Here is a 21,847-nt window from a genome sequence, read left to right as displayed (position 1 = left end):
CAGAAACGAATCTCCTGAGACCTTGACGGCCTGTTCCGGTCGCCCTAGGTTCAGCGCTGCAAGTTTCCGGCAAGTTACAGAAGCTTCTTGCAGGCTTCACCCCGGCTGCCCCCACCCCAGCCACCCCACAGGAGACAACGTGGTCACCACCCCCACCGGCGGGCCCACCCGCCGGCCGGCCCGCACGGCCGGTGCGCTCGCCGCCTCGGCGGCGCTCGCCCTCTCGCTCGGCACCGCCGTCGGCGCCCCCGCCGCCCAGGCCGCCCCGCCCGCGAACAACGGCAAGGACGTCACCGCCACCCTCTTCGAGTGGCGCTTCGACTCGGTCGCCCAGGCCTGCACCACGACCCTCGGCCCGAAGGGCTACGGCTTCGTCGAGGTCTCGCCGCCGCAGGAGCACATCCAGGGTCCGCAGTGGTGGACCTCGTACCAGCCGGTCAGCTACCGGATCGCCGGGCGGCTCGGCGACCGCACGTCCTTCAAGAACATGGTCGACACCTGCCACGCGGCCGGGGTCAAGGTGATCGCCGACGCGGTCGTCAACCACATGACGGCCGGCTCCGGCACCGGCACCGGCGGCACCGCGTACACCAAGTACAACTACCCCGGCACCTACCAGGACCAGGACTTCCACACCTGCCGCCAGCCGATCTCCAACTACCAGGACCGCACCAACGTGCAGGACTGCGAGCTGGTCAACCTGGCCGACCTGGACACCGGCAGCGCCTACGTCCAGACCACCATCGCCCACTACCTGGACGACCTCGGCTCGCTCGGCGTCGACGGCTACCGGATCGACGCCGCCAAGCACATCGCCGCCACCGAACTCGCCGCGATCAAGGCCCGGATGGCCAACCCCAACGCCTACTGGGTGCAGGAGGTCATCTACGGCGCGGGCGAGCCCATCCAGCCCTCCGAGTACACCGGCAACGGCGACGTCGACGAGTTCCGGGTCGGCACCGATCTCAAGCGCGTCTTCACCAGTGACAAGCTCGCCAACCTCGGCAACTGGGGCGCCTCCTGGGGCTACCTGCCGAGCAACCAGGCGCGCAGCTTCGTCGACAACTGGGACACCGAGCGCAACGGCTCCACCCTCAACTACACCTACGGCAACACCTACACCCTGGCCAACGTCTTCCTGCTGGCCTCCACCTACGGCTCGCCCAACGTCTACTCGGGCTACGGCTTCACCAACAACGACGACGGCCCGCCCAACGGCGGCACCGTCAACGCCTGCTACCAGGACGGCTGGAACTGCACCCACGCCTGGCGGCAGATCGCCAACATGGTCGGCTTCCGCAACGCCGTCGCGGGCACCGGGGTGACCGACTGGTGGTCCAACGGCAACAACGCGATCGCCTTCGGCCGCGGCAGCCGGGGCTACGTCGCGATCAACCACGAGAGCGGCGCGATCACCCAGACCTTCCAGACCGGGCTCCCGGCCGGGACGTACTGCGACGTCCAGCACGGCGACCCGCAGCCCGGCGGCGGCTGCACCGGCCCGACGTACCAGGTCGGCGCCAATGGGCAGTTCACCGCCACGGTCGGCGCGGGCGACGCGGTCGCACTGTACGTCCAGCCCGGCACGGCCGCCTCCGGCGCCTCCTTCAACGTCAACGCGACCACCGCGTACGGGCAGAACCTCTACGTGGCCGGCGACGCCGCGGCGCTCGGCGGCTGGGACCCGGCCAAGGCGCTGCCGCTCTCCTCGGCCGGCTACCCGGTCTGGTCGCTCGCGCTCTCGCTGCCGGCCGGCACGTCCTTCCAGTACAAGTACCTGCGCAAGGACGCGAGCGGGGCGGTGACCTGGGAGTCCGGCGCCAACCGGACGGCGACCGCGCCGGCCTCGGGGAACGTCACGCTGAACGACACCTGGCGCCCGTAGCGCCGTTCCCGCCGGTACCCGGGGACCCCCGTCAGCCCACCGCCGACGGGGGTCCCCAGGTGGGTGGCCGCGCCGCTCCGAACCACCCGGGAGGGGGTGGCGCCGGCACCATCGCGGGATTCGGACGCCCTAGCCGCGCCCGATGTACGGCATCGCCGTCGCCATCACCGTGGCGAACTGCACATTGGCCTCCAGCGGCAGCGCGGCCATGTGCCGGACGGTGCGGGCCACGTCCGCCACGTCCATGGTCGGCTCCGGCGCGATCCGGCCGTCCGCCTGCCGCACCCCGGTGCCCATCGAGGCCGTCATGTCGGTGGCCGCGTTGCCGATGTCGATCTGGCCGCAGGCGATCCGGAACGGGCGGCCGTCCAGGGACAGCGACTTGGTCAGGCCGGTGACAGCGTGCTTGGTCGCGGTGTAGGCGATCGACTGCGGGCGCGGGACGTGCGCGGAGATCGAGCCGTTGTTGATGATCCGGCCGCCCTGCGGGGACTGGGCCTTCATCTGCCGGAAGGCGGCCCGGGCGCAGAGGAAGGCGCCGGTCAGGTTGAGGTCGACCACGGCCCGCCAGTCCTCGACCGACAGCTCCTCGACCGGGACGGCCGGGCCGAAGGTCCCGGCGTTGTTGAACAGCAGGTCCACCCGGCCGTGCCGCTCGACGGCCGTCGCGAACAACGCGTCCACCGCGACCGGGTCGGTGACATCGGTCGGCACCACCGTGGCGGGCAGCACACCCGCCGGGAAGGCGTCGGCCGTCCCGCGCAGCTGCTCGGCCCGGCGGCCGGCCAGCACCAGCCGCCAGCCGGCCGCGGCCAGCTCCACCGCGACGGCCCGGCCGACGCCGCTCCCGGCTCCGGTGACGACGGCGATCTGTTCGAGCATGACGCTCTCCTCGGTGGCTCGGTGGCTCGGTGGCTCGGTGGCTGGGCGGCTCGGTGGTTCTGTACCGGTACGGTCACACTCTGCCCGGGCGCCGCCGGGGAGCGTGCTGAGGCGATCGTTCCGGACGCGCGGGCCGCCGTCACTGGGCAAAGTGCCCAAAATGCGGACGGCCGGGCGGCCCGGCGACTGTGCCCCCCGCCGTACGGCCCCCGTCGTCCGGCGGGCGTGGTGAAGGCCTTTACCTGATCGCGAACAAACATTGGATTTCCGGTGGCCACCTCGCAACCGGCCGACCCCGGGCCACGTCATAAGATCGCAGGAAGGCGCGCCTCCGCGAAGGACGGCGCGCCATCGCTCCGGGGACCGCACAGCGCCCGCGACCCCGGGCCTGTCCGGCCCCACCGGGGGGCCGCCGCCCGGTCAGACGGACCGGGCGCGACATCGGTCGGAGAGTCCTCACCGTGCTTAGGCAGTCGTCCCGTTCCCGTGCCGTCCTGACCGGCGCCGCCGTGCTCACCCTGGCCGCCTCGCTCGCGGCCTGCGGAGGGTCCGACGGCGGGAAGGGCAACAGCTCCTCGGCCGACGGCACCCCGGCTGCGACCGGCACCCCGGGCAGCCCGAGTGCCGCGGGCAGCGCCGTCCCCGGGACGCCCGCCGCCGAGCAGCCCACCCCGGCCAACGGCAAGGTGCTGATGCCCACCGGGCCGGCCGCCAGCCTCAACAAGGTCCGGGACACCGGCGCCGGCCCGATCATGATGACCAAGGTGACCGGCGCGAAGTCCGGCGTCACCGGTCAGGTCTGGGTCTGGCTGCCGCCCGAGTACAACGACCCCAAGTACGCCAAGACCGGCTTCCCGGTGCTGACCCTCTACGCGGGCGGCCAGAGCAACGGCTACAACACCTGGACCGACAACCAGCTGCCGATCCAGGAGGTGGACGAGCAGCTGGTCAAGCAGGGCAAGGCCCACCCGTTCATCATGATCATGCCGGTGCAGAACTTCAACAGCGACGAGAAGAACGCGCTGGACTGCTCCGACATCCCGGGCCAGCCGAAGATGGGCACCTGGATGGCCGAGGACATCCCGGCCTGGGTCCGCGCGAACTTCCGCACCCTCCAGGGCCGCGACAGCTGGGGTGTGATGGGCGCCTCCACCGGCGGCTTCTGCAGCGCCAAGATGGCCCTGCAGTACCCGGACGTCTACAAGGCCGCCGTGCCGATCGACGGCTACTTCATCCCCGACTCCGGGCTGTGGAAGGGCCACGACGCCGAGAAGGCGGCCAACAACCCCAACCTGCTCATCACCCAGGGCAAGGCCGACGTGAAGATGTACGTCACCGCCGGCGGGGCCAACGGTTACGAGAAGGACCTGGTCAAGAGCTGGGTGGCCAAGGCCGTCGCCCCGGTCACCATCCAGTACTACGAGCAGCCCGGCGGGAAGCACCTGACCTCGGACTTCAAGAAGATGATCCCGGACACCCTGCAGTGGCTCAGCGCCAACCTGGCGGGACCGGCCTCGGACTGATCCGGGCCCTGGGGGAGGGGCGGCCGCAGCAACCGCCGCCACCCCCGCGCAGGCCCGTGACCTGCGCGTCAATCGGACATTGATTCGCTTCTGATCGACTGCGAGCACCTTGGATGGGGCGGTCCTCACCGGCCGCCCCTCCGCCCTCACCCAGTCGTGAAGAGAGTGCCATGCCGATCCACCTGCTGCCCCCGCCCGCCGTCTCCGTCCCCGCCCAGGGGGAGCCCGGAGTCGACCCCCGGGGCGCGGACGCGTACGGGCCGGCCACGGACGAGGAGCCGGTCACCGTCCGGTTCGCCGGGCTGCGGCTGGTGCACGCCGCGCTCCGCCGGGACCTCGCGCGGCTGCCCAACGCGCTGCGACTGCTCCAGCCCGACGAGGAGGACAAGGGCGAGGCGATCCTGCGCCACTGGACCTTCATGACAGCGATGCTGACCTGCCACCACGAGCAGCAGGACACCCGGATCTGGCCGATCGTGCGGCGCTTCGCGCCCGAGCTGCGCCTGCTGCTCAACTGGTTGGAGGCCGACCACCACAACCTGGACCACTCGTTCACCCGGGTCACCACGCTGGTCCGGATCGCCAGCCGGGACACCGGCAGCGCCTGGCCGGTCGCCTACGCCATGGAGGACCTGGCCGCCCGGCTGGAGACCCACCTGCGGATCGAGGAGCGGCAGCTGCTGCCCCGGATGGAGCGGGTGGTCGCCGACAACTCCCGGCTCGGCGGCCTGGCCGAGCTGCTCGACCTGCTGCGCGGGGCGGACGGCCCGGGCACGGCGGACGCGCTGGCCTGGCTGCTGGACGGGGTCGACCCGGTGCTGGTCGAGCGGCTGCTGGCCGAGTGCGACGACGACGTGGCCCGCAACTGGCCGCACTGGCAGGCGACCTACCAGCGCTGCACCGCGCCGCTCTGGGGTCCGGTGGGCGGCGCGGCCGACGGCGAGCTGGGGAGCCTGGTCGACTGAGCGCCGGGTCCTTTCGCGGGCCGTCGATCTACGCGCGTGGCACGTGCTCCTGACATATGCCGGGCAGGGCGGGGCAGGGCGGGGCCGGGCAGCGCAGGGCAGCGCAGGACCGGAAGATCAGGCCGGACGGCCAGGGCGGCCATCCGGCCAGGGCGGCCATCCGGCCAGGGCGGCCATCCGGCCCGGGCCCGTGCCGGCCCTACTCCGGCAGGCGGTTGAGCCACTCCAGCGGAGCGACCCGGATCGCCGTGTGCGGCGACCCGTCCCACTCCACCGGGAGGCCGACCGACTCCACGGCGGCCACCACGGCCCAGCCGATCTCCACCGTCCGCCGCTCCGCCGCCTCGTTCGCCGCGTCCGACTCCTCCCCGGTGCGGAAGCCGCCGTAGCGCAGCATCAGCCCGCGCCCGGCCGCGGCCGCTTCGGTGTCCTGCTGGTGGAAGAAGACGAAGCCCCGGGAGTCCTCGTCCGCCTCGCCGCCGATCTCCGCGTAGCCGCAGCCGGCGCAGCAGGTGAAGTCCATCGCCGCGACGATGCCCTGATCCTCCAGCAGGTCGAAGGCGTCCCCCAGTCGGTCCACGTCCGTGAACTCCGGCCAGTGGGCCTGCTCGGCCAGCCGTTCCTCCCACAGCGGAGCGACGATCCGCTCCGCCTCCTCCTGGGTCAGCCCCTGGTCGTCGAGGACCTCGACCAGGGACTCGGCTATCTCGTCCGGCTCCTGGAAGCCGCACCGGATCAACTCGCGTGCCCGCTCCTGGGCTTCGAGCAGCACGTCGGGGGTGAGCGCCGTGTCCTGGGTCATGCCCGAATCCTCGCACCAGCCACTGACAATCCCGTCCCGCGGTCCGCGCCCGTGCGCTACCGTCCGGCGATGACTTCTCTGCTGCAACCTCCGCTGATCACCCGTCTGCTGGCCGCCGAGCGGATCCTGATCGCCGGGGCCGGCGGCGGCTTCGACGTCTACGCCGGACTGCCGATCGCCCTCGCCCTGCGGGCCGCCGGCAAGGAGGTGCACCTGGCCAACCTCTCCTTCACCCACCTCTACGGCCTGCCCGGCGAGGTCTGGCACGAGCCCGACGTGGCCAGGATCGGGCCGGACACCCCCGCCCCCGAGGGCTACTTCCCGGAACGCACGCTGGCCCGCTGGCTGCGGCTGCACGGGATGCCCGACACGGTGTGGGCCTTCCCGACGGTCGGCGTCCGGCTGCTGCGCGAGGCCTACCGCAGACTCGTCGCCCACCTGGGCGTGGACGCGATCCTGCTGGTGGACGGCGGCACCGACATCCTGATGCGCGGCGACGAGACCGGACTGGGCACCCCCGAGGAGGACATGGCGAGCCTCGGCGCGGTGGCGGGCCTGGCGGAGGTGCCGGAACGGCTGGTCGCCTGCCTGGGCTTCGGCATCGACGCCCACCACGGCGTCAACCACGCCCTGGTGCTGGAGAACCTCGCCGCGATCGACCGGGCCGGCGGCTACCTCGGCGCCTTCTCCATCCCGCGCGGCAGCCGGGAGGGAGCGCTCTACCTGGACGCCGTCGAGCATGCCCGGGCCGCCTTCCCGAAGCACCCCAGCATCGTCAACGGCTCGGTGGCGGCGGCGCTGCGCGGCGAGTTCGGCGACGTGCAGTTCACCGAGCGGACCAAGGGTGCGCAGCTCTTCGTCAATCCGCTGATGACGCTCTACTTCGGTGTCACGGTCGAGGCACTGGCCGCCGAGAACCGCTACCTGGACCGCTTGGAGGACACCGTGGTGACCCGCCAGATCGCCACCCTCATCGAGGAGTTCCGGGACGAACTGCCCAACCGGCGACCGCCCCGGCCGTTCCCGCACTGACCGGGGGCAGGGGAGTGGCTCAGTGCGGAGCGAGCCGGAACTCCAGGTTCCCGAAGCGCACTTGGTCTCCCGGCCGGACCGGGATCCCGCCCGCGACCCGCCGCCCGTTCACATGGGTGCCGTTGGTCGACCCGAGGTCGTACAGCACCCAACCGCCGTTCTCGTGCCGCAGTTCGGCGTGGTGCCGGGAGACGGAGGCGTCGTGCAGCCGCAGCCCCGAGCCGGGGAGCCGGCCGATCGTCAGCAGTCCCGCCCCGGTGTGCGGCAGGCTCAGCCCGGGCAGCCGCTCGGTGCGCCAGGCCCGGTTCAGTCGGGCGCCGAAGGCGGAGACCCGGCCGACCGTCCGCAGCACCAGGCGCTCGACCGGCCCGCCGGTGGGCAGCCCGGCCACCGCCGCGTCCAACTCGTCGCGGCTGGTGGCCTGGAGGACGATGTCCATCCGGCCGAGGAAGGTGTCGTGCGACAGCCGACCGCTGCCCGCGCCGTCCCGGAGCAGCCCGAGCGCCTGGTCCCGCTCGGCGTCGGAGGGCCGGACGGCGCCGGTGGGGAGCTCAGGCTGCGTCATGGCCCGATTGTCGGATCGACGGGCTTCGACTGTCCAGATCACGCCGCGGTCCGGCGCAGGGTTCGTACCTCACTGAGCGACAGACGCCCGCTCCACCTGCGCGGTTCCAGCGCGCCCACCTGCGGGGTCCGGCTCGGAGGACGGTCCGTCAGCCCTTCCGGGCGGCCGCCAGGATCTTCTCCGTGGTGTGAAAGAACCGGGAGGTCACCGCCCCCCGGTACTGCTTGCCGAACATCTCCCTGGTGACCCACTTGCCGTCCTGCAGGTGGACCACGATGTACGCGGCGCCCGGATCGGCGCCGAGCACCTCGACGTCCCCCTTCGCCGAGCGGTGCGGAAGGGCCAGTTCAGCCGGCAGCGGCTCGGAGAGGAAGGCGATCACCAGCCGGACGTCCGGGGTGACCTCGACGCCCCGGAACGGCTCGGCGGCGAGCAGCCCGGCCACCTCGTCGACCGTCCGCAGCAGCACCGGCACCGGGTAGCCGAGCGCCTGCTCCAGGTGTGCCTCGATCCGTGCGGTCAGCGCGGCGCGGTCCGGCTCATCGCTCTGGAAGAAGACGTTCCCGCTCTGGATGTACGAGCGGACGTTCCCCAGCCCCAGCTCGGCGAAGAGCGCCCGCAGCCGCTCCATCTTCACCGTCCGGCCGCCGACGTTGATGGCGCGCAGGAACGCGATGTACGTGGTGGTCATCCCGCCAGTCTGGCACCGCCCACCGACAACGCCACCGCCACCGACACCGCCGCTGGCAACGCCCGCCGGCCACACCCCGCCGCCGGCCCCGTTCGCACCCGGCGGTCGTCCCGCACCCGGCGACTGTCGGTGCCGGGTGCCAGACTGGCGCCATGGCTACCTGGCAGGATTTCGAGCACGAGGCACCCGAACTCGCGGCCCTGGTCCGGGCCCGCTTCGAGGCCAACAAGCACCACGTCCTGGCGACGCTGCGCAAGGACGGTTCACCCCGGGTGAGCGGGTCGGAGGTCGACTTCGTCGGCGCCGACGCCTGGCTCGGGTCGATGTACGGCGCGGTCAAGGCCCGCGATCTCCAGCGGGACGCCCGCTTCGCGCTGCACGCCCACCCGGGCGACGAGACCATGGCCGGCGGGGACTCCAAGCTCTCCGGCCGCGCGGTGGAGGTCACCGACGAGAACGAGCTCGCCGCCTTCGCCGCCGACCTGCCGGAGCCGCCGCCCACCCCGTTCCACCTCTTCCGGCTGGACCTCCGGCAGGTGGTGCACACCAGCCTGGACGGCGACGCCCTGTGGGTCCTCAACTGGCACCCGGGCCGGCCGGTGGAGAAGACCCAGCTCCACTGACCGGCCGGCCCGCCGTGGACGGGCCCTGCCGCAGCGCCGATACGGGCCCTACGGCAGGACCGACTTGAGTACCTCGGGAGTCCGGGCCACGACGGCGTGCCCGTCGTCCGCGGTGATGATCGGGCGCTGGATCAGCACGGGGTGCTCGGCCATCGCCGCGATCCAGCGCGCCCGCTCGTCCGCCTCCCGGGGCCACCCCTTCATCCCCAGCTCCTTGGCGACCGGCTCGTCGGTGCGGGTGATGTCCCACGGTTCCAGGCCCAGGCGCTCCAGCACCTGCTCCAGCTCGGCCGCGGTCGGCGGGTCCTCCAGGTAGCGCCGCACGGTGTACTTCGCCCCGGCGGCGTTCAGCTCATTGAGCGCCGTCCGGCACTTGCCACAACGCGGGTTGATCCAGATCTCCATACCGACCAGCCTATCCGCGCCCGGGCCCGCCCCCGGCCCGGGCGACGCCGCCGGGCCCGTCGGCGGCGGGAACTCCGGTGCGCCCGTCCGTGGTTCAGGAACCAGGAACCAGGAAGCAGGACGTCGGAGGGGAGCATCGCATGGACGGCGCCGCGATAATCGAGCAGCTGATGACCACGGAGGTCAGGACCGACCCGTACCCGCTCTACGCCAGGGCGCACCGGCTCGGCCCGGTGACCAGGGCGGGCGACGGGATGTTCGTGGTGAGCGGCTACGCCGCGGTCAACAAGGTGCTCCGCACGCCCGCCTTCGGCGTCGCGACCGCCGACATGATGGCCGGCCTCGCCCCGGAGTTCGCCGAGCACTCCTCGCTCGCCCTGTTCGGCCGCTCGATCCTCCAGCGCAACGCCCCCGACCAGCCCCGGGTCCGTTCGCTGATCGCCTCGGTGTTCACCGCCCGCCGGGTCGCCGCGCTGCGCCCGGCGGTGGAGGCGGCGGTTGCCCGCCTACTGGACGGGATGGCCGAGCAGGGCGCCGACGGTTCCCCGGTGGACTTCATGGACGCCTTCGCCTTCCGGCTGCCGGTCGGGGTGATCTGCGAGCTGCTCGGCGTCCCCGAGCAGGACCGCTACCGCTTCCGCGACCTCGCCTCCGACCTGACCGTCGCCCTGGAGATCGTCTCGGACTACGACGACCTGGCGGAGGCCGACCGGGCCGCCGACGAGCTGTCCGACTACTTCACGGCGCTGATCGCCGAACGGCTGGCCCGCCCGAAGGACGACCTGGTCAGCGACCTGGCCCGGATCGCCGCCGCGGACGGCGGGCGGCTCTCCGGCGCCGAGCTGCTGGCCAACCTGGTGCTGCTGCTGGTGGCCGGCTTCGAGACCACCACCAACCTGCTCGGCAACGGTCTCGCCCTGCTGTTCCGCCACCCCGAGGTGGCCGCCGGGCTGCGCAGCGGCGCCGTCACCCCGGCCGGGTTCACCGACGAGGTGCTGCGCTTCGACTCCCCGGTCCAGGCCACCGGGCGGGTCGCCCTGGAGGAGGGCCTGTCGATCGAGGGCCTGCCCGTCCCGGTCCACAGCGGGCTGACCCTGCTGATCGGTGCGGCCAACCACGACCCGGCCCGGTACGACCGGCCGGGGGTGTTCGACCCGTCCCGCACCGACAGCCAGCCGCTCAGCTTCGGCGGCGGCACCCACTTCTGCCTGGGCTCCCAGCTGGCCCGGCTGGAGGGCGAGCTCGCGGTGTCCGCACTGCTGGACCGCTTCCCCCGGCTCGCCCAGGGCGGCGTGCCGACCCGGCGTGACCGCCTGGTGCTGCGCGGTTACGAGACGCTGCCGGTGACGGTCCGGTGACCACCCGGTGACCGCCCGTCCGTGGCCCGCGGCGCTCTGATCCCCCTCTGATCTCCTCTGATCCCCCCGCCGGAATCCGGGACGTTCGGCCATTCGTGACCGGGCCGGTCGTGGGGGAGCATGGAGGGACGAATCCGGTCATTCCTGGTCAATCTCCCAGGGTCGGTCAGCCAGGAGGTCCCAGCCGTGTCAGCGCCCCGCCGTCGCCCGCCGGAGCTCGCGGTCGCGCAGCCCCGGGTGCCGCGCTGGGTGCCGTGGCTGCCGGTGCTCCTGCTGGTCCTGGACCTGGCCGCCGAAGCCGTCGTGCCGGACGCGGTGGCCGCCGGCTTCCTGCTCACCGCTCTGCCCGTGGTGGCCGCGTTCAGCTACGGCCCGGTGCTGACCGCTGCCACCACGGGCGGCGCCCTGACCCTCCAGCTGCTGCTGGCCCTGCGCGCGGGCCACATCAACGAGCAGCACCACGTCTGGGTCTACATCGCCACCGCGCTGTCCGGGGTGATGGGCACCGCCCTGTCCTGGCAGCGCATCCGGCAGAACCGCAACCTGTTGCAGGCCCGTACGGTCGCCGAGACCCTCCAGCGCACGGTGCTGCGCCCGGTGCCGGAGCGGGCGGGCGGCCTGCGGGTGGCCGGGCTCTACCGCCCGGCGCAGGCCGAGGTACTGGTCGGCGGGGACCTCTACGAGGTGTGCGACACCCGCTTCGGCGTCCGGGTGCTGCTCGGCGACGTCCGCGGCAAGGGCCTCGGAGCGGTCCGCACCGTCGCCGACGTGCTCGGCGCCTTCCGGGCGGCCGCCCACGACACCCCGGGCCTGGTCGAGCTCGCCGACCAACTGGACCGCGCCGTGCTGCGCGACGCCGCCGACCGCGGCGACGACGAGCTGTTCGTCACCGCCGTCCTGCTCCAGTACCGCGCGGGTTCCGACTGCGTGGAGTTCGTCAACCGCGGCCACACCACCCCCCTCCTGCTCGCCCGGGGCACCATCACCCCGGTGGCCTGCGCCGACGACCTCCCGCTCGGCCTCGGCCACCTCCGCCCCGAGGACGAACCCGCCAAGCCGACCACCGTCGCCCTCCCCGCGGGCCACACCGTCGTCCTCTACACCGACGGCGTCAGCGAGGCCCGCGACGCCACCGGCGTCTTCTACCCCCTCGCCCCCCGCCTCGCCGCCCTCGGCAACTCCACCCCCGACCGCGTGGTCTCCTTCCTCGCCCAGGACGTCCACGAGTACGCCGGCCTCCTCGCCGACGACCTCGCCGTCCTCGCCCTCACCCCCGAATGACCCCCGCCGGAACCCGCCTGGCCTTCCCGGTCACTCCCCTCCCGACCCGGACCGGGACCGAAGTGGCCATGAACAGTCTCCCGGATGAGTCCGGCGGCGGGGCGGCAGTCACCGCAACCCGGCTCGCACCCGCGGTCCGCGCCGAACGGGTCGGGGCGGGCCGCGGGTGCGGTTCCTCGGGCTGTGCGGTGGTGCTACTTCTTGTCCGCGCCGTCCTTGCCCTGGTTCATCATGCCGCCCAGGGCGCTGAGGTTGCTGGCGCCGCCGGTGGCCACGGACGCGGCCCCCTTGGCGGCGGCTTCGTTCGCGAGTTGCTGCATCTTCTGCAGGTGTTCGGTGGCGGTCTTGAGGGCTTCCTGGCCGCGTTCGCCGGCGGCTTTGTCGTTGTTCGCGGCGGCTTCGATGCCCTTGGTGAGCACCTGGGTGACGGTGTTGATGCCGCTCATGTCGCGGAACAGGTTGGCGGTGGCGATGGCCTGCGCGGTCTGGAGGCCGGCCGGGTCGGGCATCGCCACCAGCGGCGTGAACCGCGCCTCGGAGGCAGCCAGGGCGGCCACCTTGGTGTCCAGGTTCTGCGCGCGCGAGGCGGTGGAGACCGGGGCGATGTCGGCCGGGGTGATCTGGATCGGCGAGTCCTTCCAGTTCCAGAACCGGGTGAGGTCGATCTTCTCCGCCGAGTTGGCCCGGCCGAGGACGGCCTCGGCGAAGACGCCCTTGGTGGCGATCGCGACCGTGTTGGTCACCGGATTCCCGTAGGCGGTGGCGGTCGCCTTGCGGGCGTTGGTCCACGCCTCGCGCTCCTGCTCGCTGGTGAAGTTCCACCGGAAGCCGAGGTAGTTGCCGGTCGCGGCGATCGGCTTCGGGTCCAGCACCGTGCCCAGCAGGACCGGCGGCGTGGTCGAACCCGCGGGCGCGTAGGAGTAGTTGGCGAGGATACGGCTGAGGGTCAGCTCGTCGGCGTTGGCCCACACGGCCTGGCTGTAGTGGCGGCGGTTGTCGTTCAGGTGGTCCAGGACCGCCTGCGACACGTTGCCGCCGCGCACGTGGAAGCCGAGTGAGGAGACGTAGGTGCGGCTGCCGCTCTTACCGGTGAGCACCACCGACTGGTAACGGACGATCTCCGTCGGGTAGTTGCCGGTGGTCGGCAGCAGGTCCTTCGGCGTCGCGCCGTCGAGCATCGCCCGGTCCACCTCGAACCCGGGCGAGGTGCCCGTACCAGCCGGAGTGGTCGTGCTCGTGGCCGCCGGCGCGGTCGTGCTCGCCGGGGTGCTGCTGGGTGTTCCTGGGCTGGCGGTGGTCATCACGAATCCCGTCTGCGGAGGAGAGATGAGGGCGGGACGGCACGGCACTCGGCACCAACTGCCCCCGGTGCCAGGGAGAATGACGCCTTACGGGCCGGAAACCTACACAGCGTGATCACAGCAGCGGCTCGCTTTGACGGGAATGGCCAGAAACGGTGCCCGAACCAACGGCCCTTCCGCAGCGCGCACTGCGCACCGAAAGCCCCGCCCTGGCGGCGGGAGGGGAGGTGCGGTCCCGGCTGCCTCTTTCCGGCCATCGGGCCATCGGGTCGTCGGCCAGGCCGTGCCGTTGACCGACGCGCAGCGGGCGCGGATCGAGACGCGCGGGAGGGTGGTAAGCAGCCCTGACAACGACGGGACGCACTGGTACTGCCAGACGGTGCGGGCCCGGCGAGCGGGACGAGAAGCCGTACGAGAGGAACCAGCGCCTGAAGCGCCGTAACACTTCCACCGGCTCGAATCCGGCGGATCCGGGCAGGGTGCAGTGCACGCGATCGTCTGCGTGCGACGGTCGCGACTCCGTGGCCGGCAAAGTCCGGCGGATGAACTGGAAGGATCTGCGCCGCCGCTTCTGCGGTGGCCGCTGGTGGCCGCTGGTGGCCGCTGGTGGCCGGCCGGCGGAGAGGCATCACCGCAGGGGGGCTGCACGCTGCTGCGCGGTGCACGGGATCGGGGGTCGTCACGCTGTGAGCAGCGTGACGACCCCCGATCTCAGCCCGCTCGGCTGACGCTCAGTCGGCTATCGGCCTCGGCATTTCGCACTCGTTCCACATGAGGGCGAGGGGCGGCGAGAGTTCATGAGAGACGTTTTCGCAGGTCAGACGGCCCTCTACAGGTCGTAGTAGAGCTCGAACTCGTGCGGGTGGGGGCGGAGCGCGATCGGGGCGATCTCGTTGGTGCGCTTGAAGTCGATCCAGGTCTCGATCAGGTCCGGGGTGAAGACGTTCCCGGCCAGGAGGTACTCGTGGTCGGCTTCGAGGGCCTCGAGGACGGCGGGGAGGGAGGACGGGACCTGGGGGACGTTGGCGTGGTCCTCCGGGGCGAGCTCGTAGAGGTCCTTGTCGACCGGCTCCAGGGGCTCGATCTTGTTGCGGATGCCGTCGAGGCCGGCCATCAGCATGGCGGAGAAGGCCAGGTACGGGTTGGAGGACGGGTCCGGGGCGCGGAACTCGATGCGCTTGGCCTTGGCGTTGGAGCCGGTGATCGGGATGCGGATCGCGGCCGAGCGGTTGCGCTGGGAGTAGACCAGGTTGACGGGCGCCTCGAAGCCGGGGACCAGGCGGTGGTAGGAGTTCACCGAGGGGTTGGTGAAGGCCAGCAGCGAGGGGGCGTGCCGGAGCAGGCCGCCGATGTAGTAGCGGGCGGTGTCGGAGAGGCCGGCGTAGCCCTGCTCGTCGTAGAAGAGCGGGGAGCCCTCGGTCCACAGCGACTGGTGGACGTGCATGCCCGAGCCGTTGTCGCCGAAGATCGGCTTCGGCATGAAGGTGGCCGTCTTCCCGGCCCGCCAGGCGACGTTCTTGATGATGTACTTGAACAGCATCAGGTCGTCGGCCGCGTGCAGCAGGGTGTTGAACTTGTAGTTGATCTCGGCCTGGCCGGCCGTGCCGACCTCGTGGTGCTGGCGCTCGACCTGGAGGCCGGCCTTGGCCAGCTCCAGGGACATCTCGGCGCGCAGGTCGGCGAAGTGGTCGACCGGCGGGACGGGGAAGTAGCCGCCCTTGTACTTGACCTTGTAGCCGCGCGCGTCGCCCTCGGCGGCGCCGCTGTTCCAGGCGCCGGCCTCCGAGTCGATGTGGTAGAAGGACGCGTTGGCGCTGGTGTCGAACCGCACCGAGTCGAAGACGTAGAACTCGGCCTCGGGTCCGAAGTAGGCGGTGTCGGCGATGCCGGAGGAGGCGAGGTAGGCCTCGGCCTTCTTGGCGACGTTGCGCGGGTCGCGGCTGTAGGCCTCGCCGGTGACCGGGTCCTGGATGAAGAAGTTGATGTTCAGGTGCTTCTCGGCCCGGAAGGGGTCGAGGCGGGCGGTGGCGAGGTCCGGCACGAGGGCCATGTCGGACTCGTGGATGGCCTGGAAGCCGCGGATCGACGAGCCGTCGAACATCAGGGTCTCGGACGGGTCGAAGGTCGCGGCGGGTACGGAGAAGTGCTGCAGGACGCCGGGCAGATCGCAGAAGCGGACATCGACGAACTTCACGTCGTTGTCCTGAATGAACTGCTTCACTTCGGTGGCGTTGTTGAACATCCATCCTCCTCGGCGTGCGAATTGGGCTCACCCTAGGAATGGGGCGTTTCCGGCCGGTGACCCACTCGTTTCCTAGATGTTAACCGCGACCGCCGAACGGGCGACAAAGGCCCACGGGACGGGGCAAATCGCCCCGCTGACCTGGAGGTCCTCCGATGAGTGGTCTGGACCACTTGTAAGCCCGGTGAGCGGGATTCACCCGGTCGTGGAGCCGACCCCGATCAGACCCCGATCAGACCCCGACCGGGCCGGTTTCCGGCGGGGCCCGCGCCCGCCCCGGGTCCTGCCCCGCGCCCCGCCGGGAGGGGAGCCGGTGCCGGTCCGGGGCGTGAGCCCGGTTAGTGTGGATTCGTGGACACCAGAGAAGCGTTGGGATCGTGGATCGACGGCCCCAAGGCGGCCGCCGAGAAGATGGGCGCCGACTTCGGCTACCGCGGCGAGCGCCTCGGACTGCCCAAGGAGGGCCCCGGCTCGATCGCCGGCCCCGGCCGACGGATCGGCGCCCTGTTCGTGGACGGCTGGCTGGTCTCGCTGGTCTCCTACGGCCTGCTCGCCAAGGGCGACGCGGCCGAGGCCAACCTGTGGACGCTCCCGCTCTTCTTCCTGGTCGCGGTCGTCCTGCTCGCCACCACCGGCACGACCCTCGGGAAGCGGCTGTTCGGCCTCCGGGTGGTCCGCCTGGACGGGCGCCGCGCGACGATCCCGCAGGTCCTGCTGCGCACCGTGCTGCTGTGCCTGGTGGTGCCGCCGCTGGTCTGGGACCGGGACACTCGCGGACTGCACGACAAGGCCGTCGGCACCGTCGAGGTCCGGATCTAGAGGTCCGGATCTAGAGGTCCGGACCTGGAAGTTCGGGCCTGGGAGGTCGGACCCAGAGGTCGGACACCGGCCCAGGCCCCGCACGCCGAACGGCCCCGCTCCGGAGGATCCGGGGCGGGGCCGTTCTGGGTCGTCAGGGGCGTGGGGAGGGTCAGCGGACCTGGCCGCCCTTGGGCATCCGGGCACCCTTGGGCATCGGGCCCTTGGGGATCGGCGCCTTGGAGAGCAGGTCGCCCAGCGCGCGCAGGCGGTCGTTGGTCTCGGTGACCTGGGCGGCGGTGATGGCGCGGGGCAGGCGCATCAGGTGGATCTGCAGCTTCTTCAGCGGGATCTCACCCTCCCCGGTGCCGACCACGATGTCGTGGACCGGCACGTCGCCGACCACACGGGCCATCTTCTTCTTCTCGGAGGCCAGCAGCTGGCGCACCCGGTTGGGGTTGCCCTCGCCGATCAGCGCGATGCCGGCCCGGCCCACGGCGCGGTAGACCGCGTCCTGGTTGCGGGTGACCGCGACCGGGGTGGAGCTGGAGCTCCAGCCGCGCCGGATGTTGTTCAGCACCGCAGCTACGGCGCCCGGCTGTCCCTCCATCTGTCCGAACGCGGCGCGTTCGGCCCGGCGCCCGAAGACGATCGCCATGGCCAGGACGGCCACGATGAAGCCCAGGATGCCCAGGTAGATGGGATGGTCGATTGCGAAGCCGATGGCGAGGAACACGCCGAAGGTCAGCAGGCCGACGCCGGCGATGATCAGGCCGATCTTGGTGTCGACCTTCTTGGTCATGGTGTACGCCAGACGGATCTGCTTCAGCCGTCCGGGGTTCTCGGATGTTTCCCTCGCCATAACGCTCATGGTACGTGGCACGGGTACGGGATATCCAAGCCCGGGTACCCGTTCGCCCGAACCGTGACCCGTGTGCCCACACACCGTCGCGCACAGCGACGTCGGAGCCTCACGGTCGTACGGAGCGTGCCCCCGTCGTGGCGGAGGCCCCGACCGCCCGGGCGTCGTGCCGGCGATCCGCCGCGTGCCGGCGGTCCTCGCACACTGCCACCCAGGCGTTTCGCCGGGCGTGTTGCTGGCCGGGGGCCAGCAGGACGCTCTCGGCGAACCGCAGCGCCGCCCCCACCGACCGGATCCGCATCCGCATGCCGAACAGCTCCCCTCGTGGCTGAGAAGACTCATGGCTGAGAAGAATCGGGGCCGAGAAGAGTCGGGGCCGGGACCGAAGGCCGGGACTCGTGGCCGAGAACAATCGAACGCCCACCAGGCGTCCATCATCCCCACCCCGTGTTACCAGCCCGTGACCAGGCAGTCAAAGCGCGGTGAAACCCGGAAGGGCGGAGCCGTGGCTCCGCCCTTCCGATGGCTCAATGGCTCAAACAGGCTCCGAGGTCAGACTGCGGCCTGCTCGCGCTTCTCCAGCGCCTGCCGGTACAGCCGGCCGGCCCGGTACGAGGAGCGCACCAGCGGGCCCGACATGACGCCGGCGAAGCCCAGCTCCTCGGCCTCCTCCTGGAGCTCGACGAACTCCTGGGGCTTCACCCAGCGCTCCACCGGGTGGTGGCGCAGCGAGGGCCGCAGGTACTGGGTGATGGTGATCAGCTCGCAGCCGGCCCCGACCAGGTCGGCCAGCGCCTGGCTGACCTCCTCGCGGGTCTCGCCCATGCCCAGGATCAGGTTGGACTTGGTGACCAGCCCGGCGGCGCGGGCCTGGGTGATGACGTCCAGGGAGCGCTCGTAGCGGAAGGCGGGGCGGATCCGCTTGAAGATGCGCGGGACGGTCTCGACGTTGTGGGCGAGCACCTCGGGGCGGGAGGAGAAGACCTCGGCCAGCTGCTCGGGCACCGCGTTGAAGTCGGGGATGAGCAGCTCGACGCCGGTGCGGCCGGCCGCGCGCTCGGCGGTCATCGCGTGTACCTGGCGGACGGTCTCGGCGTACAGCCAGGCGCCGCCGTCCTCCAGGTCGTCGCGGGCGACGCCGGTGATGGTGGCGTAGTTGAGGTCCATGGTGACGATGGACTCGGCGACCCGGCGGGGCTCGTCGCGGTCGAACTCGGCGGGCTTGCCGGTGTCGATCTGGCAGAAGTCGCAGCGGCGGGTGCACTGGTCACCGCCGATGAGGAAGGTCGCCTCGCGGTCCTCCCAGCACTCGAAGATGTTGGGACAGCCGGCCTCCTGGCAGACCGTGTGCAGTCCCTCCTTCTTCACCAGCGACTGGAGGGCGTTGTACTCCGGCCCCATCTTCGCGCGGGTCTTGATCCACTCGGGCTTCCGCTCGATGGGGGTCTCGCTGTTGCGGACCTCCAGGCGGAGCAGCTTCCTGCCGTCGGGCGCGACAGCGGACACGTGCGACTCCTAGAACTAGACGGGGTACCCCCAGGGTACGCCTGTGGTTGTACGGCCTTCGCCGGGCCTGCCGCCCTGCAATCGCAGGGCAACACGGCTACCGGCCAGTAGATTCCCAGTGCTGGGGGGATTCCAGCGTGTTCCTGGAAGGCTCCGGAGGACTTCAGCCGCCGAGCGAGGGGCTGGGCGCGCTGTTCAGCGACCCGTTCAGCGACCCGTTCAGCGCCCCGCTGGGCGCCCCGCTGGGCGAGCGGCTGGGCGCCGGCTCCGGCAACTCGGCGAACACCTCCCGGAGGTGCCGCTCGACGGCCGGCAGCGCCTCGCCCACCGGGAAGTCGCGGCGCAGCTCGCCGGCCAGCGAGGCGACGCCGGCGTCCCGGATGCCGCAGGGCACGATCTTGTCGAAGTACGTCATCTCCGGATCGCAGTTCAGCGCGAAGCCGTGCATGGTCACCCCGCGGGCGACCCGTACGCCGATCGCGGCGAGCTTGCGGTCGCCGCCGCGCTGCCCGGCGTTGGACGGCGCGTACTCGGGGCCGGCCAGCCGCGGGTCGATGCCCAGCGGCAGGCCCATCCGCAGGGTCAGCTTGCCGATGTCGACCACCTCGGCCGGGTCCACCACGGCGTCCGGGATGTTCTCGCCGAGCACCCAGACCCCGCTGCGGCCCTCGACCCGGGTGGTCCCGACGCCGAAGTCGGCGGCGGCGCGGATCAGCGCCTCCTCCAGCCGGCGGACGTACGCGATCACGTCGATCGGGTCGGGGAGCTTGATGATCGGGTAGCCGACCAGCTGGCCGGGGCCGTGCCAGGTGATCTCGCCGCCCCGGTTGACCTCGACCACCGGGGTGCCGTCCAGCGGCAGGTCGGCGGGGTTGGTGCGCTTGCCCATGGTGTAGACGGGCGGGTGCTCCAGCAGCAGCACGGTGTCGGGGATCTCGTCCGCGACCCGCAGCGCGTGCAGTCGCTGCTGTTCCTCCCACGCCTCCTCGTACGGGACGACGTGCTCGCCTATGCCCATTCGAACGAAACGCACGTTCTCGCTCACCGCTGCCGCTCCTTGCCAGGCGTTCGAGACCAACCTCGCCACTGTACGCCCACGCCCTCGCCACCCGTTCAGCCTCCCCGTTCAGCCTCCCGCCCCGGCCGTCCCCGTCGGGCCTGCGCCGTCGCCGTCCCCGGCCAGCAGCCGCAGGCGCAGCGCCAGCTGCAGCTCCAGCGACCGCTCCGGCTGGTTCCAGTCCGGTCCGAGCAGCGCCTCCACCCGGTCCAGCCGCTGCACCACCGTGTTCACGTGGACGTGCAGCTCGTCCTTGGCACGGGTCAGGCTGCCGCCGCAGTCGAAGTAGGCGCGCAGGGTGCGGACCAGTTCGGTGCCGCGCCGGGCGTCGTAGGCGAGCAGCGGGCCGAGCGTGGCGCCGACGAAGCCGTCCACGTCGTGGCCGTCGCCGAGCAGCACCCCGAGGAAGCCGAGTGCCCGGGCCGAGGCGCCCTCGCCGGCGCGGCCGAGCACCCGCAGGGCGCGTACGCAGCGCAGGCCCTCGGTGTACGAGGCGGCCAGCGCGGCCGGTCCGGCGGCGGGGCGGCCGGCGCCGACGGTGACCGCGAAGCCCGCCAGTCGGGCCAGCCGTTCGGCGGCCCGGCGGGCGGTCTCCTCGGGGTCGTCGGTGTCGCCCGGGGTGACGGGCACCAGCAGTACCACCGCCTCGCCGTGCTCGGCGCTGACGCCGCGGGAGCCGAACAGGTACCGCCGGGCCGCGCCGGCCAGTCGTCCCCGGTCGTCACCGTCGCCGTCGGCGGGCTCGGCGGCCAGCACCAGGTGGGGGCGGGCGAGGTCGACCCCGAGCCGGCGGCCGCGGGCGGTGAGCCCGGCCGGGTCGCGGTCGGGGGCGGTGAGCAGGTCGGTGAGCAGCTCGCCGCGGACCCGGTTCTCGGTCTCCGCGACCGAGCGGCGCAGCAGCAGGAGCAGCGCCGTCACCACACCGGCCCGTTCGAACAGCCGGCGGTCGGCGTCGTCCAGGTCGGGCCGGCCGCGCAGCACCAGGGTGCCGAGTGCGTCGTGCCCGGCCAGCGCGGCGCACACCCACAGCCCGCCGTGCCGTACGGACCGGCCCTCGGCCCGGGAGGCGGTCATCGCCCCGGCGAGTTCGGCCGCGGCGGCGGGCCGCCCGGCCAGCGGCTCGCCCTCGGCGTCCAGGACGGTTATCTCCCCGTCCAGCAGGTGGGCGACGGCGGCGGCCACGTCCGGCACCTCGGCGCCGCGGAGCACCAGGTCGGTGAGCCGGTCGTGCGCCTGCTCGGCGCGCTGGACGGCGGCGGAGTGGGCCCGGACCAGTTCGTTGGCGGCGTTCAGCTCGGCCAGCGCGGCCCGGGTGTCGGCCAGGGCCTTGGCGGTGTCCAGGGCGATCGCGGCGTGCGCGGCCAGGGTGCAGAGCAGCGCGACCTCGTCGGGGGAGAAGGCGCGCGGTGAGCGGTCGGCGGCGAACAGGACGCCGATGACCTCCCCGCCGAGCAGCAGCGGCACGCCGATGATCGCCACCAGGCCCTCGTCCAGCACGCCCGCGTCGATCGTGCCGGTGTGGTGGAAGCGTTCGTCGGTGCGGTAGTCGGGGGTGGCGTACGGGCGGGCGGTCTGCGCGACCAGCCCGCCCAGGCCGTCGCCGAGGCTGAGCCGCAGGGTCTGGAACAGGACGGAGACCGAGCCGTCGGTGACCCGCATGTAGGTGTCGCCGGCGGCCTCGTCCGGCAGGGTCAGGTACGCGGTGTCGGTGCCGAGCAGCAGCCGGGCCCGGCGGACGATCGCCTGCAGCACGGCGTCCAGGTCCCGGGAGGCGGCGAGGTCCCCGGCGGTGTCGAACAGGGCCGTCAACTCGGCCTCGCGGCGCCGGTGTTGACGCAGCGTTCGGTGCACCCGCAGGGCCTGCCAGGTGGCGTCGTCGATCTCGGCGAGGACGCCGGCCGACGCGCCGCGGCGGCGGGCGTCGGCCAGCACCTCGGCGAAGTCCTCGGTGGCGGCGCCGGAGGCGAGCAGGTCGAGCAACTGCCGCAGAGCGGGCGCGGCGCTCTCGTCGGGGTGGTTCATCCGGGGTGGTTCATGGTGCGGGCCGCCAATCGGCGTCGGATCCGTCG

19 protein-coding genes are annotated in these 21,847 nt (G+C 72.2%); 8 read left to right on the top strand and 11 right to left on the bottom strand.

Annotated features, from left to right (window positions below):
• The first annotated feature begins 139 nt into the window (after nucleotides 1-139).
• Nucleotides 140-1,885: a carbohydrate-binding module family 20 domain-containing protein gene (locus ABTY61_RS10755; RefSeq protein ID WP_350504607.1), complete on the top strand. Its 1,746-nt coding sequence runs from the start codon at nucleotides 140-142 to the stop codon at nucleotides 1,883-1,885.
• 129 nt (nucleotides 1,886-2,014) lie between these two features.
• Here ABTY61_RS10755 and ABTY61_RS10750 read toward each other — a convergent pair whose 3' ends face one another.
• Entirely contained in the window at nucleotides 2,015-2,767 is a 753-nt protein-coding gene (locus ABTY61_RS10750) for an SDR family oxidoreductase (protein WP_350504606.1), read from the bottom strand.
• 461 nt (nucleotides 2,768-3,228) lie between these two features.
• Between ABTY61_RS10750 and ABTY61_RS10745 the strand changes: the two genes are divergently transcribed.
• Nucleotides 3,229-4,290 carry an alpha/beta hydrolase gene (locus ABTY61_RS10745; protein ID WP_350504605.1) on the top strand — a complete coding sequence of 354 codons (1,062 nt, stop codon included), beginning with the start codon at nucleotides 3,229-3,231 and terminating at the stop codon, nucleotides 4,288-4,290.
• Between the two features lie 170 nt (nucleotides 4,291-4,460).
• Nucleotides 4,461-5,255, top strand: a complete 795-nt coding sequence (locus tag ABTY61_RS10740) for a hemerythrin domain-containing protein (RefSeq protein WP_350504604.1) — start codon at nucleotides 4,461-4,463, stop codon at nucleotides 5,253-5,255.
• Between the two features lie 199 nt (nucleotides 5,256-5,454).
• Here ABTY61_RS10740 and ABTY61_RS10735 read toward each other — a convergent pair whose 3' ends face one another.
• Nucleotides 5,455-6,057, bottom strand: a complete 603-nt coding sequence (locus ABTY61_RS10735; RefSeq protein ID WP_350504603.1) for a DUF6891 domain-containing protein — start codon at nucleotides 6,055-6,057, stop codon at nucleotides 5,455-5,457.
• Between the two features lie 69 nt (nucleotides 6,058-6,126).
• On the opposite strand from ABTY61_RS10735, the gene ABTY61_RS10730 reads away from it, so the two are divergent.
• Nucleotides 6,127-7,089 (top strand): DUF1152 domain-containing protein, encoded by a 963-nt coding sequence (locus ABTY61_RS10730; protein WP_350504602.1) that lies wholly within the window; start codon nucleotides 6,127-6,129, stop codon nucleotides 7,087-7,089.
• 19 nt (nucleotides 7,090-7,108) lie between these two features.
• Here ABTY61_RS10730 and ABTY61_RS10725 read toward each other — a convergent pair whose 3' ends face one another.
• Entirely contained in the window at nucleotides 7,109-7,654 is a 546-nt protein-coding gene (locus tag ABTY61_RS10725) for an FHA domain-containing protein (protein ID WP_350504601.1), read from the bottom strand.
• Nucleotides 7,655-7,802: 148 nt separating this feature from the next.
• Nucleotides 7,803-8,345 (bottom strand): DUF1697 domain-containing protein, encoded by a 543-nt coding sequence (locus tag ABTY61_RS10720; RefSeq protein ID WP_350504600.1) that lies wholly within the window; start codon nucleotides 8,343-8,345, stop codon nucleotides 7,803-7,805.
• A 152-nt stretch (nucleotides 8,346-8,497) separates the two neighbouring features.
• Here ABTY61_RS10720 and ABTY61_RS10715 point away from each other — a divergent pair, with 152 nt between their 5' ends.
• On the top strand, nucleotides 8,498-8,968 hold the full coding sequence (locus tag ABTY61_RS10715; RefSeq protein WP_350504599.1) for a pyridoxamine 5'-phosphate oxidase family protein: 471 nt from the start codon (nucleotides 8,498-8,500) through the stop codon (nucleotides 8,966-8,968).
• Nucleotides 8,969-9,016: 48 nt separating this feature from the next.
• Here the strand turns inward: ABTY61_RS10715 and ABTY61_RS10710 are convergent, their stop codons facing one another.
• On the bottom strand, nucleotides 9,017-9,373 hold the full coding sequence (locus ABTY61_RS10710) for an arsenate reductase family protein (RefSeq protein ID WP_350504598.1): 357 nt from the start codon (nucleotides 9,371-9,373) through the stop codon (nucleotides 9,017-9,019).
• 140 nt (nucleotides 9,374-9,513) lie between these two features.
• Between ABTY61_RS10710 and ABTY61_RS10705 the strand changes: the two genes are divergently transcribed.
• A complete protein-coding gene (locus ABTY61_RS10705; protein ID WP_350504597.1) occupies nucleotides 9,514-10,731 on the top strand; it encodes a cytochrome P450 in 1,218 nt (405 codons plus the stop codon).
• A gap of 186 nt (nucleotides 10,732-10,917) precedes the next feature.
• Nucleotides 10,918-12,012 carry a PP2C family protein-serine/threonine phosphatase gene (locus ABTY61_RS10700; RefSeq protein WP_350504596.1) on the top strand — a complete coding sequence of 365 codons (1,095 nt, stop codon included), beginning with the start codon at nucleotides 10,918-10,920 and terminating at the stop codon, nucleotides 12,010-12,012.
• Nucleotides 12,013-12,206: 194 nt separating this feature from the next.
• On the opposite strand, the gene ABTY61_RS10695 is transcribed toward ABTY61_RS10700, so the two are convergent.
• A complete protein-coding gene (locus ABTY61_RS10695) occupies nucleotides 12,207-13,313 on the bottom strand; it encodes a hypothetical protein (RefSeq protein ID WP_350504595.1) in 1,107 nt (368 codons plus the stop codon).
• A gap of 829 nt (nucleotides 13,314-14,142) precedes the next feature.
• Nucleotides 14,143-15,555 carry a type I glutamate--ammonia ligase gene (glnA, locus tag ABTY61_RS10690; RefSeq protein ID WP_350504594.1) on the bottom strand — a complete coding sequence of 471 codons (1,413 nt, stop codon included), beginning with the start codon at nucleotides 15,553-15,555 and terminating at the stop codon, nucleotides 14,143-14,145.
• Between the two features lie 351 nt (nucleotides 15,556-15,906).
• On the opposite strand from glnA, the gene ABTY61_RS10685 reads away from it, so the two are divergent.
• A complete protein-coding gene (locus tag ABTY61_RS10685) occupies nucleotides 15,907-16,374 on the top strand; it encodes an RDD family protein (protein ID WP_350504593.1) in 468 nt (155 codons plus the stop codon).
• A 151-nt stretch (nucleotides 16,375-16,525) separates the two neighbouring features.
• On the opposite strand, the gene ABTY61_RS10680 is transcribed toward ABTY61_RS10685, so the two are convergent.
• The 4 genes from ABTY61_RS10680 to ABTY61_RS10660 all read right to left on the bottom strand — a co-directional run bounded on the left by ABTY61_RS10680 (nucleotide 16,526) and on the right by ABTY61_RS10660 (nucleotide 21,800).
• Nucleotides 16,526-17,215 carry a DUF4191 domain-containing protein gene (locus ABTY61_RS10680; RefSeq protein WP_350504592.1) on the bottom strand — a complete coding sequence of 230 codons (690 nt, stop codon included), beginning with the start codon at nucleotides 17,213-17,215 and terminating at the stop codon, nucleotides 16,526-16,528.
• Nucleotides 17,216-17,767: 552 nt separating this feature from the next.
• Nucleotides 17,768-18,721: a lipoyl synthase gene (gene lipA / locus ABTY61_RS10670; protein WP_350504590.1), complete on the bottom strand. Its 954-nt coding sequence runs from the start codon at nucleotides 18,719-18,721 to the stop codon at nucleotides 17,768-17,770.
• A 163-nt stretch (nucleotides 18,722-18,884) separates the two neighbouring features.
• Nucleotides 18,885-19,739 (bottom strand): lipoyl(octanoyl) transferase LipB, encoded by an 855-nt coding sequence (gene lipB / locus ABTY61_RS10665; RefSeq protein ID WP_502895271.1) that lies wholly within the window; start codon nucleotides 19,737-19,739, stop codon nucleotides 18,885-18,887.
• A gap of 108 nt (nucleotides 19,740-19,847) precedes the next feature.
• Nucleotides 19,848-21,800: a helix-turn-helix domain-containing protein gene (locus ABTY61_RS10660; RefSeq protein WP_350504588.1), complete on the bottom strand. Its 1,953-nt coding sequence runs from the start codon at nucleotides 21,798-21,800 to the stop codon at nucleotides 19,848-19,850.
• Between the last annotated feature and the right edge of the window lie 47 nt (nucleotides 21,801-21,847).

The organism is Kitasatospora sp. NPDC096128 (assembly GCF_040303105.1).
Classification (GTDB): domain Bacteria; phylum Actinomycetota; class Actinomycetes; order Streptomycetales; family Streptomycetaceae; genus Kitasatospora.
Note: the sequence above shows the minus strand (reverse complement) of the source record. Positions and strands in the feature narration are given on the sequence as shown.

Excerpts from the sequence above, each read along its gene's own strand:
- ABTY61_RS10750 (WP_350504606.1), bottom strand. The coding sequence starts at position 2,767 with ATGCTCGAACAGATCGCCGTCGTCACCGGAGCCGGGAGCGGCGTCGGC.
- ABTY61_RS10740 (WP_350504604.1), top strand. The coding sequence starts at position 4,461 with ATGCCGATCCACCTGCTGCCCCCGCCCGCCGTCTCCGTCCCCGCCCAG.
- ABTY61_RS10735 (WP_350504603.1), bottom strand. The coding sequence starts at position 6,057 with ATGACCCAGGACACGGCGCTCACCCCCGACGTGCTGCTCGAAGCCCAG.
- ABTY61_RS10730 (WP_350504602.1), top strand. The coding sequence starts at position 6,127 with ATGACTTCTCTGCTGCAACCTCCGCTGATCACCCGTCTGCTGGCCGCC.
- ABTY61_RS10725 (WP_350504601.1), bottom strand. The coding sequence starts at position 7,654 with ATGACGCAGCCTGAGCTCCCCACCGGCGCCGTCCGGCCCTCCGACGCC.
- ABTY61_RS10720 (WP_350504600.1), bottom strand. The coding sequence starts at position 8,345 with ATGACCACCACGTACATCGCGTTCCTGCGCGCCATCAACGTCGGCGGC.
- ABTY61_RS10715 (WP_350504599.1), top strand. The coding sequence starts at position 8,498 with ATGGCTACCTGGCAGGATTTCGAGCACGAGGCACCCGAACTCGCGGCC.
- ABTY61_RS10710 (WP_350504598.1), bottom strand. The coding sequence starts at position 9,373 with ATGGAGATCTGGATCAACCCGCGTTGTGGCAAGTGCCGGACGGCGCTC.
- ABTY61_RS10705 (WP_350504597.1), top strand. The coding sequence starts at position 9,514 with ATGGACGGCGCCGCGATAATCGAGCAGCTGATGACCACGGAGGTCAGG.
- ABTY61_RS10695 (WP_350504595.1), bottom strand. The coding sequence starts at position 13,313 with ATGACCACCGCCAGCCCAGGAACACCCAGCAGCACCCCGGCGAGCACG.
- glnA (WP_350504594.1), bottom strand. The coding sequence starts at position 15,555 with ATGTTCAACAACGCCACCGAAGTGAAGCAGTTCATTCAGGACAACGAC.
- ABTY61_RS10680 (WP_350504592.1), bottom strand. The coding sequence starts at position 17,215 with ATGGCGAGGGAAACATCCGAGAACCCCGGACGGCTGAAGCAGATCCGT.
- lipB (WP_502895271.1), bottom strand. The coding sequence starts at position 19,739 with ATGGGCATAGGCGAGCACGTCGTCCCGTACGAGGAGGCGTGGGAGGAA.
- ABTY61_RS10660 (WP_350504588.1), bottom strand. The coding sequence starts at position 21,800 with ATGAACCACCCCGACGAGAGCGCCGCGCCCGCTCTGCGGCAGTTGCTC.